Here is a 14,859-nt window from a genome sequence, read left to right on the forward strand (position 1 = left end):
CCCAAAGAAAGGAGCCTGCCGTGAAAAAGCGCATTTCCCTCTTGCTGGCGCTGTGCCTGCTGCTGACCGTCCCCGCCCAGGCCGCCGAGAACTCCATGGACAACTTTGTCCGGAGCAAGACCTATGCCGGGCAGTTTTCCGACCTGCCCGCCGACTCCGTCTTTTACAGCAACGTCTCCGCCCTGTATGAATACGGCCTGTCTGTGGGAAAGCCGGACGGGACTTACGGCTTAAAGGACTCCCTGACAGTGGGACAAGCCGTCATCTTCGCCGGGCGCATCCGCAGCCTGTACCGTACCGGCGAAGCGGAGCTGGGCCCCGCCGCCTTCCGGGCGGAGGGGATGTCCACCGCCGAGCCCTATCTCCGCTACCTCCAGGCGGAGGGCATCCTGGGCACGGAGCTGGACGGGCAGCTGACCCAGGCCGCCACCCGGGCCCAGATGGCCCACGTGCTGGCGAACCTCCTGCCCCAGGAATCTCTTCCGTCCATCAACGACGAGCTGGTGACGGAGGGGTACGCCACCCGCCGCTTCATCACGGATGTGACCGAATACACGCCCTACTATCAGGACATTCTGTCCCTGTACCGCTCCGGCGTCTGTGCGGGCGTGGATGAGCACGGCGCCTTCCTGCCGGACAGCCTCATCACCCGGGGCGCGGCCGCCGCCATGCTGACCCGGCTGGCCGACCCCAGTCTGCGGATCACCCTGGCCTGGGACCTCTCCTACGCTTACACCGCCCAGGGGACGACGCTGGCAAGCCTGGTGGAGCCGGGTGCCTACACCGCCGCTCCCGCCACCGCCGACGAAGTTGACAGCGCCGTCCGCTACATGCTCTCCCGGGGGGAAAACACCCTGACGCTCCGCTATTCCGCCCTCTCCGCTGTGAAGGCCCGCCAGGTGATGCAGCAGGCGCTGGCCGCTGTAAAGCTCCGCTGCGAACAGGGCTACAATTCCGTGTCCTGCTCCTACTCCCCCACGGGGGAAATGACGCTGACCTTCTCCGCCGCCGGAGCCGGGGACCGGGTGCAGGAGTACCGCGCCGCCGCCATAGAGACCGCCATCGCGGTCCACGATGAGCTGTGGAACAGCCAACAGATCACCCCCCACATGACAGAGCTGGAAAAGGCCCGGGTCTATTACACCTGGATCTGCGACAACTGCGTGTACGACTATCAGGCCGGCGACGAGTCCCTCAGCCACACGCCGTACAGCCTCTTTACCCTGGGCACCGCCGTCTGCGACGGGTACACCGGGGCCTACAACCTGCTTTTGAAGCTGGAGGGCATCGAGTGCACCTCCTTATCCAACAGCTCCCACATCTGGACCGTGGCCACCCTGGACGGCACGGAATACCACATCGACACCACCTGGGGAGACAGCGGCCGCGTCATCAACTACAACTACTTCGCCATGACGGAGGCACAGTCCCGGGCGGAGCATCCCTGGTAATATGTATGAAAAAAGACCGTGAAACACTCGTTTCACGGTCCTTTCTTATTGCAATGCCCGGGCCGCCGCGTCCCGGTAATACACCACCAACATATCCACCACGGTGCCGTAGGACTGGATGCCCCGCTCCTCGCCGTAGGCTTTCAGCATCCCGTCGTAGACCTTGTTGGACGCCTTCTGCGCCGCTGTGTCCCGGAACTGGTCCCAGTAGGCGGTGTTGTCCTCCAGGTCGGCCTTTACCGTCTCCGGCAGGACGTCCCGGATGGACCAGTAGGTCTCCGGCGCGATCCGGTACAGGGCGTTGCCCAGGTAGATGTATCCCATCAACCAGCCGGAATAGGCGTATGTGTCATTCCCGCAGGTGGTGGAGGCCAGGATCGCCAGGAAATTGCACTCCTGCTCCGAGGCATAGCCCCGCTGGTGGGCCATCTCATGGGCCGCCGTAGCGGGCAGCATGCAGGCGGGGCTGTCGATGTTGACGTTGGCCTCGCCGGTGTAGGGACAGTACACGCCGGTGAAATCCAGGGCGCTCATCACCCGGGACAGCCGCACCGGTTTCACGCCCAGGTCGTTGAACTCCAGAAACGGAAACTGCTTTTCCAGCTCGTCGTAGGCGTGGGGGCTGTCCGAGAGGATGTCCTCCCGGGGGACGGCGAACAGGCCGTTTTCGTCCCGCGCCACAGTGCCCGCCGTCAGAGCGGTCTGGCGGGCGAAGTACACCGTCACCGCCAGCAGGTCCTCCGCCGCCACGGGCTGGGCGTAGATGCCGGAGCGCTCCTGGAAGCTGTCGGTATAGTAGTCCGCGCCCCAGAACCAGCAGAACACCGCGCCCAGAGTCAGGGCTCCGCAGGCGGCGCCCAGCAGGGCGGTGTATGTCCGGCGGAGATGGCCGCCTTTTCCGGCCCGGACCACCGCGACGACGCTCCACACCACATAGGCGATGACGGCGAGCACCAGCAGAACGCACAGCAGCTCCGCCACCGAGAAATCCACCAGGTAGCACAGCCGCCCGATGAAACGGCGGATGGGGGTGGAAACATGGTGTACAAAGCCGTTCATCGCCGCCCGGCTCTCCCGGAGCAGAACAAACAGCGCCAGCAGAAGCAAATCGGCCAGCAGCCAGATATGGAATTTTTGATACCGCAGGAAAAAGTTTTTCATGTGTTATTCTGCCGCAGCCAGAAGCTGCTTGGTATAGTCCTCTTTGGGATGGTCAAAAATCTCGTCCACCGTCCCCTGCTCCACGATGCGGCCGTTTTTCATCACCAGCACCCGGTCGCAGAGCTGATACACCACGTTCAGGTCGTGGGAGATGAACAGGTAACTCAGGTCCAGCTCGTCCCGCAGGGTTTTCAGGAGCTTTAAGATCTGGGCCTGAATGGTCACGTCCAGGGCGCTGACCGGCTCGTCGGCAATGAGGAACTTCGGCCGCTGGATGAGGGCCGTGGCAATGCTGACCCGCTGGCGCTGACCGCCGGAAAGCTCCGCCGGCTTCGCTTCCAAGACTTCCTCCGGCAGCTCCACCCGCCGCAGCATCTCCCGGACCCGGCGCTTGCGCTCCGGGGCGTCGTACTTACCGTAGATGCGCAGGGGTTCTTCCATAATCCACTCCACCGTATAGGCGGGGTTCAGGGAGCTGTACGGGTCCTGAAAAATCATCTGGGGCCGCTTCGTGTAGTGGGTAATGCTGCCCTGGTCGGGCTGGATGATGCCCAGAATTGCCCGGGACAGGGTGGATTTGCCCGTGCCGGACTCCCCCACCAGACCCAGTATCTCGCCATCATGGACATCGAAGGTCACGTCATGGAGGACCTCCTGATAGGTCCCCTTGCGGAACCGGCCGCCCTCATGGTAGCCGCCGCTGACGTGGGAGACGGAGAGCACCAGTTCCTCGTTCATGGGGCGTCCTCCTTCCGCTTGCGGGTGGGGATGGCGGCGATGAGCCGCTGGGTATAGGGATGCCGGGGATGGTGGAACACCTCGTCGGTGTCCCCCTCCTCCACCAGGACGCCCCGCTGCATCACCGCCACCCGGCGGCACAGCTTGCGCACCACGTTCAGATTGTGGGAGATGAACAGCATGGACATCCCGGATTCCCGGTTCAGTTTTTTCAAAAGCTCCAGAATTTGGGCCTGGATGGTCACATCCAGGGCAGTCGTGGGCTCGTCCAGCAGCAGCAGCTTTGGCCGCTGGACAATGGCCGCGGCGATCATGGCCCGCTGGAGCATGCCGCCGGAGAGCTCATGGGGGTACTTCTCGTACACCGCCTCCGGTTCCGGCAGCTCCACGGCGGCCAGGGCCTCCAGCGCCAGGGCGCGGCGCTCCTGCTTGGTTTTGTCGGTATGGATATGGAGGACCTCCTCCACCTGACGGCCAATTTTCATCAGGGGGTCCATGGCCGTCATCGGCTCCTGGAACACCACGCCCATGTCCCGGCCCTGGACCTGCCGCAGCAGGGCGCGGTCGGCGTGGAGCAGTTCCGTGCCGTCCAGCAGCACCTGGCCGGAGTAGTCGCAGCTTTTCCGGGGCAGCAAGCCCGCCACGCTCATAGCGGTGACGCTCTTGCCGGAGCCGGATTCCCCCACCAGGCCCAAAATCTCGCCGTCATGGATGGTAAGGGACACGCCCGCCACCGCTTCCCGGTCCCGGTTGCGGAATTTCACGTGCAGGTCACGAATTTCCAGCATCAGGCCACCCCCTTGTCCCGGCGCTGCAGGCCCTCGCCGATGAGTCCCACGCCGAACACCATCAGCACGATCATAAGGCCCGTGCCGATGACGTACCAGGGGGCGTTCAGCATCCCCTGGGCCTCGGAGAGCATGTAGCCGAGAGACGCGTCCGGCGGGGTCACGCCGATGCAGAGAAAGCTCATGGACGCCTCCGCCAGCACCGCGTTGTTGAAGCCGATGGTGACGGCAGGCAGCAGCACGGAGACGGTATTGGGCAGGATATGGACCACCAGGATGCGGGCGGGCGACGCCCCCATCAGCCGGGCGCTTTTCACATAGTTCGCGTCCCGCAGGCCGGCAAAGGCCGTACGGGTGATGCGGGCGAAGCTGGGGATGAACACCAGCCCCAGGGCCAGAATGACATTGCGCTTTTTGCCGGGGCCCAGGATGGAGATGACCACCAGGGCCAGCAGGATGCTGGGGAACGCCGTCAGCGCGTCGTTCAGGCGCATCAGAATTTCGTCGGCCAGGCCGCCGAAGTAGCCCGTCAGGGCGCCGATGGCCGTGCCGCAGACGGCGCCGATGGCCACCGTGGACAGGGCGATAACGGACGTGGTCCCCGCGCCCTGGAGCACCCGGCTGAAAATATCCCGGCCGAATTTATCGGTGCCCATCAGGTGGCGGAGAGACGGCCCCGCCAGCTTGGGGCCGACGGACATGGCCTGGGGGTCGTAGGGCGTCCAGAACATGCCCAGCAAAATCAGCGCCGCCAGGAAACCGGTCAGGAGCAGGCCCACCCGCAGGTAGCCGTTCATTTTTTCCTTTTTCATGCGTCACCCCCCAATCTCAGGCGGGGGTCGATGCACTGGTTCACGATGTCCGCCACCGTGCCAGCCAGCACCACCCAGAACGCCAAAATCACCACGATGGCCTGCACCGTGGGATAGTCCCGGTTGGAGATGGAGGTCACCAGCATCCGCCCCAGGCCGGGGATGGCAAAGACCTGCTCCACCACGATGCTGCCCGCCACGATCTCCGCCATAGTCTGGGCCAGGAAGGTCACCACCGGCACCAGGGCGTTTTTCAGCACATGGCGCCGCAGCACGCCGCCCCGGTCATTGCCCCGGGAGATGGCGGTGCGGACATAGTCCTTCTGCATCTCGCCCATGATGGTGCTGCGGAGCATCCGAACCGTCATGGCGATGCGGGGAATGGCGATGGCCACCGCCGCGAAGAACAGGTATTTCAGGGCGCTGCCGAAATGCCCCAGTCCCGGAAAATTCCCCGGCACGAACCAGTGCAGCATCACGCCGAAGACCCAGGAGAGCAGGATGCCGGTAAAGAAGGGCGGCACGGCCATGCAGAGCTGGTTCACCGACGTCCGCACGCCGTCCAGCCGCCCGCCGGCCCGCCGGGCCGACCACAGCCCCAGGGGGATAGACACCACGGTGATGAGCAGGAAGCTCAAAACGCTGAGGCACAGCGTCACCAGTACCTTTGGGCCGATCAGGTCCCACACGGGCTGCTTGTAATTATAGGAAGTGCCCAGGTCTCCGGTGAAGAAGCCCAGCAGCCACTCGCCGTAGCGCACCGGGAAGGGCCGGTTCAGGCCCAGCTCCTCCTGGAGGGCCGCCACCTTTTCCGGGGTGGCTTCGGTGCCCAGCATGGCGGTGGCCGGGTCGCCGGAGATCAGGTCAAAGGCCAAAAACGTCAAAAAAGAGACGATGACCATGGTGACGAGCAGCATCAACACACGTTTTGCCGCGTACTTCATAGGTCATCGTCTCCTTTCTCTCTTTGGGAGCAGGAATTAAGCTGTGTAATGGAGGTTCGCCAGGTCCAGCACATAGATGGGATAGAAGGTCACGCCTTCCACGCCCTTCCGGACGGCCACCAGGTCCGCCAGGTCCTGGATGTAGACGTTGGCGGCGTTCTCGGTGAGGTTCGCCAGCATCTGCTTGTAGATGGCGGTCTGCTCCGCGTCGTCATAGGCGGTCAGGGTCTGCTGGAACAGCGCGTCGTACTCTGCGTTGTTGTAATTGATGAAGTTCTTGCCGTAGTCGGAGGTGAACCGCTCCAGCAGGGCACGGGCGGTCATGGTGGAGGCGTCCACGCCCACCACGGTAGACTGGAACTGCCGTCCGGCGTACACGTCGGACACCCAGCTCTCCCACTCGATGGGCTCGATGGCGGCGTTGACACCGATCTGGGCCAGCTGCTGCACCAGCACCTCAGCGGTGTCCATGTGGGGCTTGTAGTTGCTGGGCACGGTGATGGTCATGTCGAAGCCGTCGGGATAGCCGGCCTCCGCCAGCAGAGCCTTGGCCTTCTCCACATCACGGGTGTAGTAGTTGGTCAGGCTGTCGTCAAAATACTTGCCGAAGGCGGGATACATGCTGGAACCGATGGGGCTGCCATAGCCGTCAAAGGCCAGGTCGATGATCTCTTGCTTGTCCACGGCATAGCACAGGGCCTGCCGGACGCGGACATCGTCAAAGGGGGCCACGGCGTTGTTCAGGTACATGGCCTGGACCAGGTTCATAGTGCCCTCGGCCACGTTGAAGTCCTTCTCCAGCTGGGCCACCTGGGTGCTGGTCAGATGGGCGCACAGGTCGATGGCGCCGCTCTGGAGGCTCATCATCAGGCTGTCCGCGTTCTCCATGATCTTCAGGGTGACCTTGTCCAACTGGGCGGGGGTGCCCCAGTAGCCGTCGAACTTCTCCAGCACCACGGAATCCTGGGCGGTACGGGAGACAAACTTGAAGGGGCCGGTGCCCACGGGGTCGGTGTCCTGCTTGTCGTAATCCGCGGGCAGGATAGCGGTGGTCATGTAGGAAATGAACTCATTGCTGGCTTCGGAAATGGTGATGGCAACGGTCTTGTCATCCGGCGTCTCAATGGCCTGAATAACAGAAAACGCCTCCACCTGGACAATCCCTGTCTCAGTGGCGGCGGCACAGCGCTGGATGGAGTATACCACATCCTCCGCCGTCACCGTTTCACCGTTATGGAACTGCACGCCTTCCCGCAGGTGGAAGGTGTAGGTCATCCGGTCCTCGGATACCTCGTAGCGTTCGGCGATGGCAGGGGTCAGATCTCCGTCTGGAGTGGGCTTCATCAGCCCCTCGAACACATTGAACATGACTTCTCGGGTTCCTGCCTTCACGGTTTTGTGAGGGTCAAGACTGTCGTCAAGATCCTGTGCGATACCAATGACTAGTTCATTGGTATCTGCCCGGCCCTTCTGCGTCTCCGCTGCGCTGCCGTCTCCGCATCCGCTGAGTACGGTGCCCAGGAGGGTCATCAGAAGAACGAGCGCCAAAAATTTCTTCTTCATGTCGCATTCTCCTTTACATCACTGCCGCTGCCGCGGTCAGTGTGGCCTGTAGGCCATGACAGAAATTTCGGCTCTATTCAGTTGTCTGTGCAAATGAGCCTTGCGGGTGTTCGTTATTTTCCTGACAAACACCCACAAGGCTGTATTGTACACGATGGCGTCTTTGATTGCAAGAACTTTTTTCGTGTTTTGGTATTTACTGCTGTTTTTTGCCCTCGTCCGGCACGTCCCTGTGGTACGCGTCGGTCTGCACCGGCAGGTCCTTTTTCCGCAGGCGCATTTCCGTGAAGAAGGTGGCGGCGCTGTACAGGCAAGCGCATACCGGCACGCCGAAGAACATCCCCGGCAGGCCGAAAAAGCTGCCGCCGATCAAAATGGCGATGATGACCCACAGGCTGGAAAGGCCGGTCTTGTCCCCCAGAATTTTGGGGCCGATGACGTTGCCGTCCAGCTGCTGGAGGGCCAGAACGAAGATGACGAAGTAGAGCGCCTTCATGGGGGACACCAGCAGGATCAGGAACGTGCTGGGGATTGCGCCCAGGAAGGGGCCGAAGAACGGGATGATATTGGTGACGCCCACAAACACCGACACCAGCGGCGTATAGGGAATTTTCAGGGCGGAACAGCCGATGAAGCACAGGATGCCGATGATGAGGGAATCCAGCAGCTTGCCCCGGACAAAACCGGAGAAAATGTCGTCCACCTTGTGGACGCCCCGCAGCACCCAGTGCACCTTGTCTTTCGGGCACAGGCTGTAAACGACCTTGCGGGCGTGGGCAGCGCACAGCTCCTTGGTGGCCAGCAGGTAGATGGAGACGATAAAGCCCACCAGCAGGTCCATCAGGAAATTCACCGCGCCCACGATGCCGCCGGCGGCGGCCACCATGACGGTCTGGGCCTGGGGCAGGACCTCCTTGGTCAGCCAGGTGTTGATGTCCGTGTAGTAGGTGTTCAGCTGGGTCGCCACCCACTGCTCCAGCGCCGGGTTGCTCTCCAGCAGCTCCTCGATCCAGCCGCTGACCGTGCGGTAATACGTCTCGGCGTTGCTGATGAGCTGGAAAATGCTCTTATAGAGCTCCGGGATCAGCACCGAGGCCAGCAGGTACAGCAGGAAGCCAATGACCGTCCAGGTCAGCAGGATGCTCACCGCCCGGAGGGTCAGCGCGGCCCGGCGGCTGCGGCCCGCAGCGGCCTGAGCCTGGGGGGACAGCCGTTCAAAAAAGCTGACCATGGGCGCCAGCAGGTAGGCCATGAAGCTGCCGTACAGGATCGGCGCAATGGCTTCCAGAAATTGCCCGCAGAATTTTTGAAGTGCCCGGTGGCCGAACAGGGTATCATAAAACAGCAGGATGGCGGCCACCGTGCAGAATACCGTCAGCCCCAGCTGCACATATCGCTTCTTCTGCGGCATGACGCCACCCCCCCTATATCAACACTTTACAGCATTATTCTACACGCCGGGAACGGGAATTGCAATCCTGTTTTTCCCGTGGTATACTGGCTTTACGCTTTCTTTACGACTGTGTTTTTTCTCGTTTTCGTCTGTTTCATACAGGGAGGTCTTATGTTGGAGCAGAAAAAACTATTGATGATCGTCAACCCCCGGGCCGGCCGGAACAAGTCCCGCAGTCCCCTGTTTGACGCCGCCTCCATTTTCTGCCGGGCGGGCTACCTGCTGTCCATCCGCGGCACCGACGCCCCCGGCGAGGCCAAGGAGATCGCCGCCGGGGAAGGCGGCGGCTACGACGCTGTGGTGGCCGTGGGCGGCGACGGCACGCTGAACGAGGTGGTCTCCGGCCTGATGCGGCTGGACCGGCGTCCCCTGCTGGGCTATCTGGCCCAGGGGAGCACCAACGACTTTGCCGCCAGCCTCCACATCTCCGGCAAGCCCGCCGTGGCTGCGGAGGCCATGATGTCCGCCGCGCCCCGGCAGCTGGACATTGGCCGCTGGAACGAGCGGTATTTCGTCTATGTGGCCTCTTTCGGCGCGTTCGCGAAAAGCTCCTATTCCGCGCCTCAGGCCGCCAAAAACGCCCTGGGCCACTTTGCCTATATCCTGGAGGGCATGAAGGACCTGAACACCCTGCGGCCCTATCAGGTCAAGCTCACCGCCGACGGTGAGGTGCTGGATGGGGAGTACCTGTTCGGCGCCGTGTGCAACTCCACCTCCATCGGCGGGCTGATGAAGCTGAACCCGGAGCGGGTGGTGCTGGACGACGGGAAATTCGAGCTGCTGCTCATCCCCAATCCCCGGACCGCCCAGGACCTGCAGAACCTGGTGCTGGCCCTGCTGAATCAGCAGTACGACAGCCAGGGCCTGGTATTCCGCCATGTCTCCCATATCCATCTGGAGACGGACGAGGATCTGCCCTGGTCCCTGGACGGCGAATACGCCGCTAGCGCCCCGGCGGTGGAGATCGTCAACTGCCAGCGGGCTGTGACTATGCTGCTGGGATGAGGGAGCTGGAGGAACTGCGCCGCCGTTTCGACGGCCACGCGCCCGGACTGATGGGCGCCCGGCACAGCTATGCCGTGCTCTGCCCGCTGGTGGAAAGGGCGGACGGGCTCCACCTGCTGTTTGAGGTGCGGGCTGCGGGATTGCGCCAGGGCGGGGAGGTCTGCTTCCCCGGCGGCCGGGCGGAGGCGGGAGAATCCCCCGTCGCCTGCGCCCTGCGGGAGACGGAGGAGGAGCTGTCCATTCCGGCCCCGGAAGTGACGGTCCTGGGCACACCGGATTTTATCTGTAATCAGAGGGGCTTTTTGCTGCACCCGGTGCTGGGGTTGGTCTCCCAGGCGGGTCTGGAGGCCCTGCGTCCCTCTCCGGCGGAGGTGGCGGAGGTATTCACCGTCCCCCTGGCCTTTTTCCGGGACACGGAACCGGAGCTTTACGCCTACGACCTGCTCCCCCGGGGGCCGGAGGGCTTTCCCTATGAGGAGCTGGGCATTTCCCCGGACTATCCATGGAGCCGTGGCCGGGTGGAGGTGCCCGTGTGGCGGTATCAGGGCCATGTCATCTGGGGCATGACCGGCCGCATTGTACGGGAGCTGACCAGAAAATAAGAAAACCGCCTGCCGGAGCAGGCGGTTTTTTTGATGGGACTTCACATGACCAGAACCACCACATAGGCGGCATACAGGGCCAGCATCAGCACGCCCTGCCAGCGGTAGAACTTCCCCTTCAGCAGGGGCGGCACCACCGCGATGCAGCACAGCAGCAGGCACGCCGGCAGGTCCAGGGAGGTCGTCTGGCTGCCGATGGTCAGCCGCCCGCCGGACACGGCGGAGCAGATGGGCAAAATCATGGTCAGGTCGATGACATTGGCGCCGATGATATTGCCAACGGACATGGAGGCTTCCTTTTTGATGATGGCGGTCAGTGTCGTCACCAACTCCGGCAGAGAGGTGCCGATGGCCACCATGGTGACGCCGATGATGCTGGAGGGTACGCCTAGCAGCAGCGCCAGCTCGCTGCCATAGTTGATAAGCAGCTGAGAGCCGGCTACGATGGCCGCGAGGCCGATGACGAACATGCCCAGCTTCATCACCATCTGCCGGTGGGAGGTGGTCCGCCGGGCGGGGTGCTCGGCACGGCTGGCCGCCATGCCGCTCCGGGCGTCCACAATGTTGTTCCACAGGTACACCGCGAACACCGCGAACAGCAGAAGGCTGGGCAGGAAGGGCAGCACGCCGCCCCGGCACAGCACTACCAGCAGCGCGGCGCCGCAGACCATCAGAACGGCCTTCAGGTTGAACTGCTTCTTGCTCACCACCGAGGGGATGCACACCACGGAGATGCCCAAAATCAGTCCCAGATTGGCGGTGACGGAGCCCACGGCGTTGCCCACCGCCAGGTCCACCTCTCCCTGAAGCACGCCGGTGACGGACACCGTCAGCTCCGGCAGGGTGGTGGCCAGGGACACGATGGTGGCGCCGATGATGAACCGGGGCACACCCGTGGCCTCCGCGATCCAGACGGCGCCGTCCAGGAACCAGTCGCCGCCCTTGACGATCAGCAGCAGACCCACCAGGAATAACAAAACTGTCACCCAAATATTCATACTTCCTCCAATTTTATCGCAAAAAAACAGCGAGACTTTTCCTGTACACAGATATGCGGCGGCCGCAATACGATGTACAGTAAAAGTCTCGCCTTCTCGACATGCCCCGGGCAGCGGTCTCCCGCCGCCGTGATGACGGACCACACCACGCTCAAACGCGCAGGCTACTCCCTTTTACAGCAAGTATTATATAAACACCTTTTCTGTTTGTCAATGTCTGTTTTTCCACGAATTATCCCAAAAATTCCGGATCAAAGGCAATATTTTTGACCAGGATCACACGGCCGTCCTCCGCGGCGCCGGCGCTCCGGAAGCCGTAGTCGGTGAAAAACGCGTGGGCGCCGCTGTCCCGGCCCAAAGCCACGGACAATTCCTCTCCGCCGCGGCTTCTCGCCAGCAGCACCGCCTGCCCGACGAGCTGCCCGCCGAAGCCCCGCATCCGGCAGTCCTCCCGGATGCAGGCCAGGGTGATCCAGCCCGGCTCCGGCCCGACCTGTACCAGGCCCACCGGGCGCTCGGCCAGATAGCCCACCAGCGTTGTCCGCTCCGCGGCGTCCAACATGAGTTTTTCCCGGTCAAAGGGCCGCGGGCCGCTCCAGGCGGCGGATACGGTATCCGCGAACCAGTCCGCCTGCTCCTCCAGCCGCAGGGGTTGGAACCACAAGCCCGGTTCCAGGGCATTGGCCCGCTTGCGGACCTTCTCTCCCGCCAGGAATTCCGGCGTTTGCAGATGGCTGTTGTCGTCCCGGAATATCACCCGCAGTTCGCCGTTTTCCGCCTCCAGCAGGGAGACGGCGGTGTTATCGCCGTGGGGCGTCTGTCCCGCCTCCTCCAGAGAGTAGCCCTGGGCCGCCGCCAGCAGCAGGCGGATGGCGTAGCCGTGGGAGAATACCGCCACGGTGCGGCCTTCGTTTTCCGCCGCGATCTTCCGGACGGCGACCAGCATCCGGTCCAGCACCTGCCCGGGCGTCTCGGCCCCCTCGATGTGCCATTTGGTGAACTCCCGGCTGAAATACGCCATTTGCTCCGGGTCACAGCGGTAGATGTCGCCCCAGGTGCGCTGCTCCCAGATGCCCACGTTGATCTCCCGCAGAGCCGGGACCCGGTGCAGGGGCAGCCCCTTGGGCTTGTAGATGGCGCTGGCAGTGGCGCAGGTACGGTACAGGTCGCTGGAATAGACCGCGTCAATATGGACATCCGCGAACCGCTTTTCCAGGGCCCGGACCTGCCGCCAGCCCCGGTCGGTGAGATTGCTGTTTTTCTGGCCCTGCGCGATCCGGTACAGGTTGCCCTCCGCCTCCGCGTGGCGGATGAGATAAATGCTCGTCATAATGCCTCCAAAGAACAATCAAATTAAAAACAGTATAGCGCACGGAAAACAGTTTGGCAAATTTTCCGCGGTTTTTTTGTCAGATTTGGGCCATACTAGCTCCGTGCCGATAAAGGAGTGACTGAATATGAAGATGTGTACCGGATTTTGGGTCGGTATGAGCGCCGGATTGATGGCCGGCGCCGCGGTGGGGATGATGGTGCCCTGCGGCAGGGATTCCATGAAAACACAGGTGGGCAAAAGTATCCACAAACTGGGTGTCGCTGTAGATCACGCCGTGGACAACATCGTTTCCGAAATGCGGTGAGGCAGGGCCGGGGAAAAAGGATCCTTTCCCCGGCCTCCTCATTTTTTGAAAAAAAGCCAAAATAGGGCTTGACTTTGGCGGTTCCTCTGCTATAATAATAACGCTGTCGCTTCACGGCAGCGCACAAGTTCATCATCCGTCGAAGATGCTTGACAGCTATGGAGAAGTCGCCTAGTTGGTCGAGGGCGCATGATTGGAAATCATGTAGGCCCCTAAAGGGTCTCGAGGGTTCGAATCCCTCCTTCTCCGCCACAGAAAGCCACCTTATTTGTTGGAAATAGGGTGGTTTTTCTTTTGCTTTCTGCGGTTTTCTAGCGAATAAAGTTCGCATCGATAACAACGTATTTTCGCTATACCCCTAACTTTACCCCAAACAGCTAAAAATACCCCGCCAGATGGTCAAATCCGGCGGGGCTGCTTTATGCCTTTTTGGCTGTCAGGTTGTCATAGTAACTCTGCATCCGGGCGGCTGTGTCCTTCTTCATCTGGTCGCTGCTGTGCGCATATACATTCAGCGTAAAGCTGGCGGTAGCGTGTCCCAACAAGTCCTGTACGCTCTTTATATCGGCCCCAGAGGCAATCGCAACGGTGGCTGCGGTGTGCCGGAGATCGTGGGGGCGTGCGTCCGGCCTGCCGATGCTGGCAGCAATCCGCTTGAACGTTTTATAGAAGGTCGATATAGCAAGATGCCCGCCCATTTCATCCGTGAATACCAGATTATCCGGGTTGCTCCACAGCTCACCGGCGGCGAGGCGGTTCTCTGCTTGCCGTTTCCGCTCTGCCCGCAAATACTGGAACGCAATTTCCGGCGGCTCAATCTGCCGGGGCTTTCCGCTCTTTGTGCTGGGGGCGATATAGTAGGCAGCGCCCTTCTTTTTTTCGTGCTGGAGCTGCTGGCTGATGGTGATCCGCCGCGCTTCAAAGTCCACCTGTGACCACGACAGGCCCAGGCACTCACCTTCCCTGAGGCCAGCGAACAAGCACAGAGCATACGCGTTCTCCATCTGGTGTCCAGCAATGGCTTTCAGGAACAGCGGAATTTCCGCGTCCGTCAGCGGCTTGATTTCCTTTTGCGTGGTCTTTGGAAGCTCCGCCGCGTCACAAGGGTTAACCTGTATCATGCCCTGCTTCTGCGCCACAGAAAACGCCTTATGAAGGATTGCGGCAACGTTCTTCACAGTCTTTGGGGACAACCCGGCGGCGGTCATGCCGTTGTATAGCTTCTGAACGTGGACGCCCTTCACGGCTTGCACCTTCAGCGCACCGATGGCCGGTTTAATGTGGTTCTTGATTGCCACCTCGTAGCTGCTATATGTCAGCGGCTTCACCTTGACGGCACAGAAAGTTTTCATCCATTCATCGAGCCATTCGGAGACCGTGGTTTTGTCCGGGGCCTGATAGGTTCCATTGTCAACCGCCCTCTGGATGGCGGTCATTTTCTTTCTGACCTCCGCCTGAGTTTTCCCATAAACACTTTTGCGGTCTGGCTTTCCTGTTCCTGGGTCTGTGCCGATAGTGATTCTGGCCTCCCATGTTCCGTCTGACCTCTGTCTGATGCTCCCGGCGCCCTGCGCGGCTCTGGTGTTTGATTTTCTCGCCATTGCAATTCCTCCAATTTTCATATATGATAGGAGGGCAGTAGGCCGTCAAAGTTTACTGCCCTTATAACCGTCCCTGGTGTTGGTAGCACCGGGGGCGGCTTTTATT

14 protein-coding genes and 1 tRNA gene are annotated in these 14,859 nt (G+C 61.7%); 5 read left to right on the forward strand and 10 right to left on the reverse strand.

What is annotated here, in order from left to right; all coding sequences use genetic code 11:
- Positions 1-20 precede the first annotated feature (20 nt).
- Positions 21-1,451, forward strand: a complete 1,431-nt coding sequence (locus JQM68_RS02585) for an S-layer homology domain-containing protein (RefSeq protein WP_328283710.1) — start codon at positions 21-23, stop codon at positions 1,449-1,451.
- Between the two features lie 45 nt (positions 1,452-1,496).
- Here the strand turns inward: JQM68_RS02585 and JQM68_RS02590 are convergent, their stop codons facing one another.
- The 7 genes from JQM68_RS02590 to JQM68_RS02620 all read right to left on the reverse strand — a co-directional run bounded on the left by JQM68_RS02590 (position 1,497) and on the right by JQM68_RS02620 (position 8,868).
- The gene (locus JQM68_RS02590; RefSeq protein ID WP_235221353.1) at positions 1,497-2,612 is read right to left on the reverse strand and encodes a DUF3810 domain-containing protein; all 1,116 of its coding nucleotides are present in this window, start codon (positions 2,610-2,612) and stop codon (positions 1,497-1,499) included.
- Positions 2,613-2,615: 3 nt separating this feature from the next.
- Complete coding sequence (locus tag JQM68_RS02595) at positions 2,616-3,350, reverse strand: ABC transporter ATP-binding protein (protein ID WP_235221354.1); 735 nt, start codon at positions 3,348-3,350, stop codon at positions 2,616-2,618.
- Positions 3,347-4,138: an ABC transporter ATP-binding protein gene (locus JQM68_RS02600; RefSeq protein WP_235221355.1), complete on the reverse strand. Its 792-nt coding sequence runs from the start codon at positions 4,136-4,138 to the stop codon at positions 3,347-3,349. The genes JQM68_RS02595 and JQM68_RS02600 overlap by 4 nt, the downstream gene beginning before the upstream one ends.
- The gene (locus JQM68_RS02605; protein WP_235221356.1) at positions 4,138-4,950 is read right to left on the reverse strand and encodes an ABC transporter permease; all 813 of its coding nucleotides are present in this window, start codon (positions 4,948-4,950) and stop codon (positions 4,138-4,140) included. Before JQM68_RS02605 ends, JQM68_RS02600 begins: the two co-directional genes overlap by 1 nt.
- Positions 4,947-5,894 (reverse strand): ABC transporter permease, encoded by a 948-nt coding sequence (locus tag JQM68_RS02610; RefSeq protein ID WP_235221357.1) that lies wholly within the window; start codon positions 5,892-5,894, stop codon positions 4,947-4,949. The genes JQM68_RS02605 and JQM68_RS02610 overlap by 4 nt, the downstream gene beginning before the upstream one ends.
- A gap of 36 nt (positions 5,895-5,930) precedes the next feature.
- The gene (locus JQM68_RS02615) at positions 5,931-7,457 is read right to left on the reverse strand and encodes an ABC transporter substrate-binding protein (protein ID WP_235221358.1); all 1,527 of its coding nucleotides are present in this window, start codon (positions 7,455-7,457) and stop codon (positions 5,931-5,933) included.
- Positions 7,458-7,653: 196 nt separating this feature from the next.
- A complete protein-coding gene (locus tag JQM68_RS02620; protein WP_235221359.1) occupies positions 7,654-8,868 on the reverse strand; it encodes an AI-2E family transporter in 1,215 nt (404 codons plus the stop codon).
- Positions 8,869-9,021: 153 nt separating this feature from the next.
- Here JQM68_RS02620 and JQM68_RS02625 point away from each other — a divergent pair, with 153 nt between their 5' ends.
- Complete coding sequence (locus tag JQM68_RS02625) at positions 9,022-9,915, forward strand: diacylglycerol/lipid kinase family protein (RefSeq protein WP_235221360.1); 894 nt, start codon at positions 9,022-9,024, stop codon at positions 9,913-9,915.
- Entirely contained in the window at positions 9,912-10,517 is a 606-nt protein-coding gene (locus JQM68_RS02630; RefSeq protein WP_235221361.1) for an NUDIX hydrolase, read from the forward strand. Before JQM68_RS02625 ends, JQM68_RS02630 begins: the two co-directional genes overlap by 4 nt.
- Positions 10,518-10,558: 41 nt before the next feature.
- Here the strand turns inward: JQM68_RS02630 and JQM68_RS02635 are convergent, their stop codons facing one another.
- Both JQM68_RS02635 and JQM68_RS02640 read right to left on the reverse strand, forming a co-directional pair.
- Entirely contained in the window at positions 10,559-11,515 is a 957-nt protein-coding gene (locus tag JQM68_RS02635; RefSeq protein WP_235221362.1) for a calcium/sodium antiporter, read from the reverse strand.
- A gap of 232 nt (positions 11,516-11,747) precedes the next feature.
- The gene (locus tag JQM68_RS02640) at positions 11,748-12,845 is read right to left on the reverse strand and encodes a GNAT family N-acetyltransferase (RefSeq protein ID WP_235221363.1); all 1,098 of its coding nucleotides are present in this window, start codon (positions 12,843-12,845) and stop codon (positions 11,748-11,750) included.
- 127 nt (positions 12,846-12,972) lie between these two features.
- Between JQM68_RS02640 and JQM68_RS02645 the strand changes: the two genes are divergently transcribed.
- Both JQM68_RS02645 and JQM68_RS02650 read left to right on the forward strand, forming a co-directional pair.
- Entirely contained in the window at positions 12,973-13,152 is a 180-nt protein-coding gene (locus JQM68_RS02645; RefSeq protein ID WP_235221364.1) for a hypothetical protein, read from the forward strand.
- Positions 13,153-13,312: 160 nt separating this feature from the next.
- Positions 13,313-13,404, forward strand: a tRNA-Ser gene (locus JQM68_RS02650).
- Positions 13,405-13,571: 167 nt separating this feature from the next.
- On the opposite strand, the gene JQM68_RS02655 is transcribed toward JQM68_RS02650, so the two are convergent.
- Positions 13,572-14,588 (reverse strand): tyrosine-type recombinase/integrase, encoded by a 1,017-nt coding sequence (locus JQM68_RS02655; protein ID WP_235221365.1) that lies wholly within the window; start codon positions 14,586-14,588, stop codon positions 13,572-13,574.
- Positions 14,589-14,859: the final 271 nt, after the last annotated feature.

The organism is Oscillibacter valericigenes (assembly GCF_021531435.1).
Lineage (GTDB): Bacteria > Bacillota > Clostridia > Oscillospirales > Oscillospiraceae > Oscillibacter > Oscillibacter valericigenes_B.

What these genes read in the sequence shown, in the direction of transcription:
- JQM68_RS02590 (WP_235221353.1), bottom strand. Translation starts at nt 2,612, where the DNA reads ATGAAAAACTTTTTCCTGCGGTATCAAAAATTCCATATCTGGCTGCTG.
- JQM68_RS02595 (WP_235221354.1), bottom strand. Translation starts at nt 3,350, where the DNA reads ATGAACGAGGAACTGGTGCTCTCCGTCTCCCACGTCAGCGGCGGCTAC.
- JQM68_RS02600 (WP_235221355.1), bottom strand. Translation starts at nt 4,138, where the DNA reads ATGCTGGAAATTCGTGACCTGCACGTGAAATTCCGCAACCGGGACCGG.
- JQM68_RS02605 (WP_235221356.1), bottom strand. Translation starts at nt 4,950, where the DNA reads ATGAAAAAGGAAAAAATGAACGGCTACCTGCGGGTGGGCCTGCTCCTG.
- JQM68_RS02610 (WP_235221357.1), bottom strand. Translation starts at nt 5,894, where the DNA reads ATGAAGTACGCGGCAAAACGTGTGTTGATGCTGCTCGTCACCATGGTC.
- JQM68_RS02615 (WP_235221358.1), bottom strand. Translation starts at nt 7,457, where the DNA reads ATGAAGAAGAAATTTTTGGCGCTCGTTCTTCTGATGACCCTCCTGGGC.
- JQM68_RS02620 (WP_235221359.1), bottom strand. Translation starts at nt 8,868, where the DNA reads ATGCCGCAGAAGAAGCGATATGTGCAGCTGGGGCTGACGGTATTCTGC.
- JQM68_RS02625 (WP_235221360.1), top strand. Translation starts at nt 9,022, where the DNA reads ATGTTGGAGCAGAAAAAACTATTGATGATCGTCAACCCCCGGGCCGGC.
- JQM68_RS02630 (WP_235221361.1), top strand. Translation starts at nt 9,912, where the DNA reads ATGAGGGAGCTGGAGGAACTGCGCCGCCGTTTCGACGGCCACGCGCCC.
- JQM68_RS02635 (WP_235221362.1), bottom strand. Translation starts at nt 11,515, where the DNA reads ATGAATATTTGGGTGACAGTTTTGTTATTCCTGGTGGGTCTGCTGCTG.
- JQM68_RS02640 (WP_235221363.1), bottom strand. Translation starts at nt 12,845, where the DNA reads ATGACGAGCATTTATCTCATCCGCCACGCGGAGGCGGAGGGCAACCTG.
- JQM68_RS02645 (WP_235221364.1), top strand. Translation starts at nt 12,973, where the DNA reads ATGAAGATGTGTACCGGATTTTGGGTCGGTATGAGCGCCGGATTGATG.
- JQM68_RS02655 (WP_235221365.1), bottom strand. Translation starts at nt 14,588, where the DNA reads ATGACCGCCATCCAGAGGGCGGTTGACAATGGAACCTATCAGGCCCCG.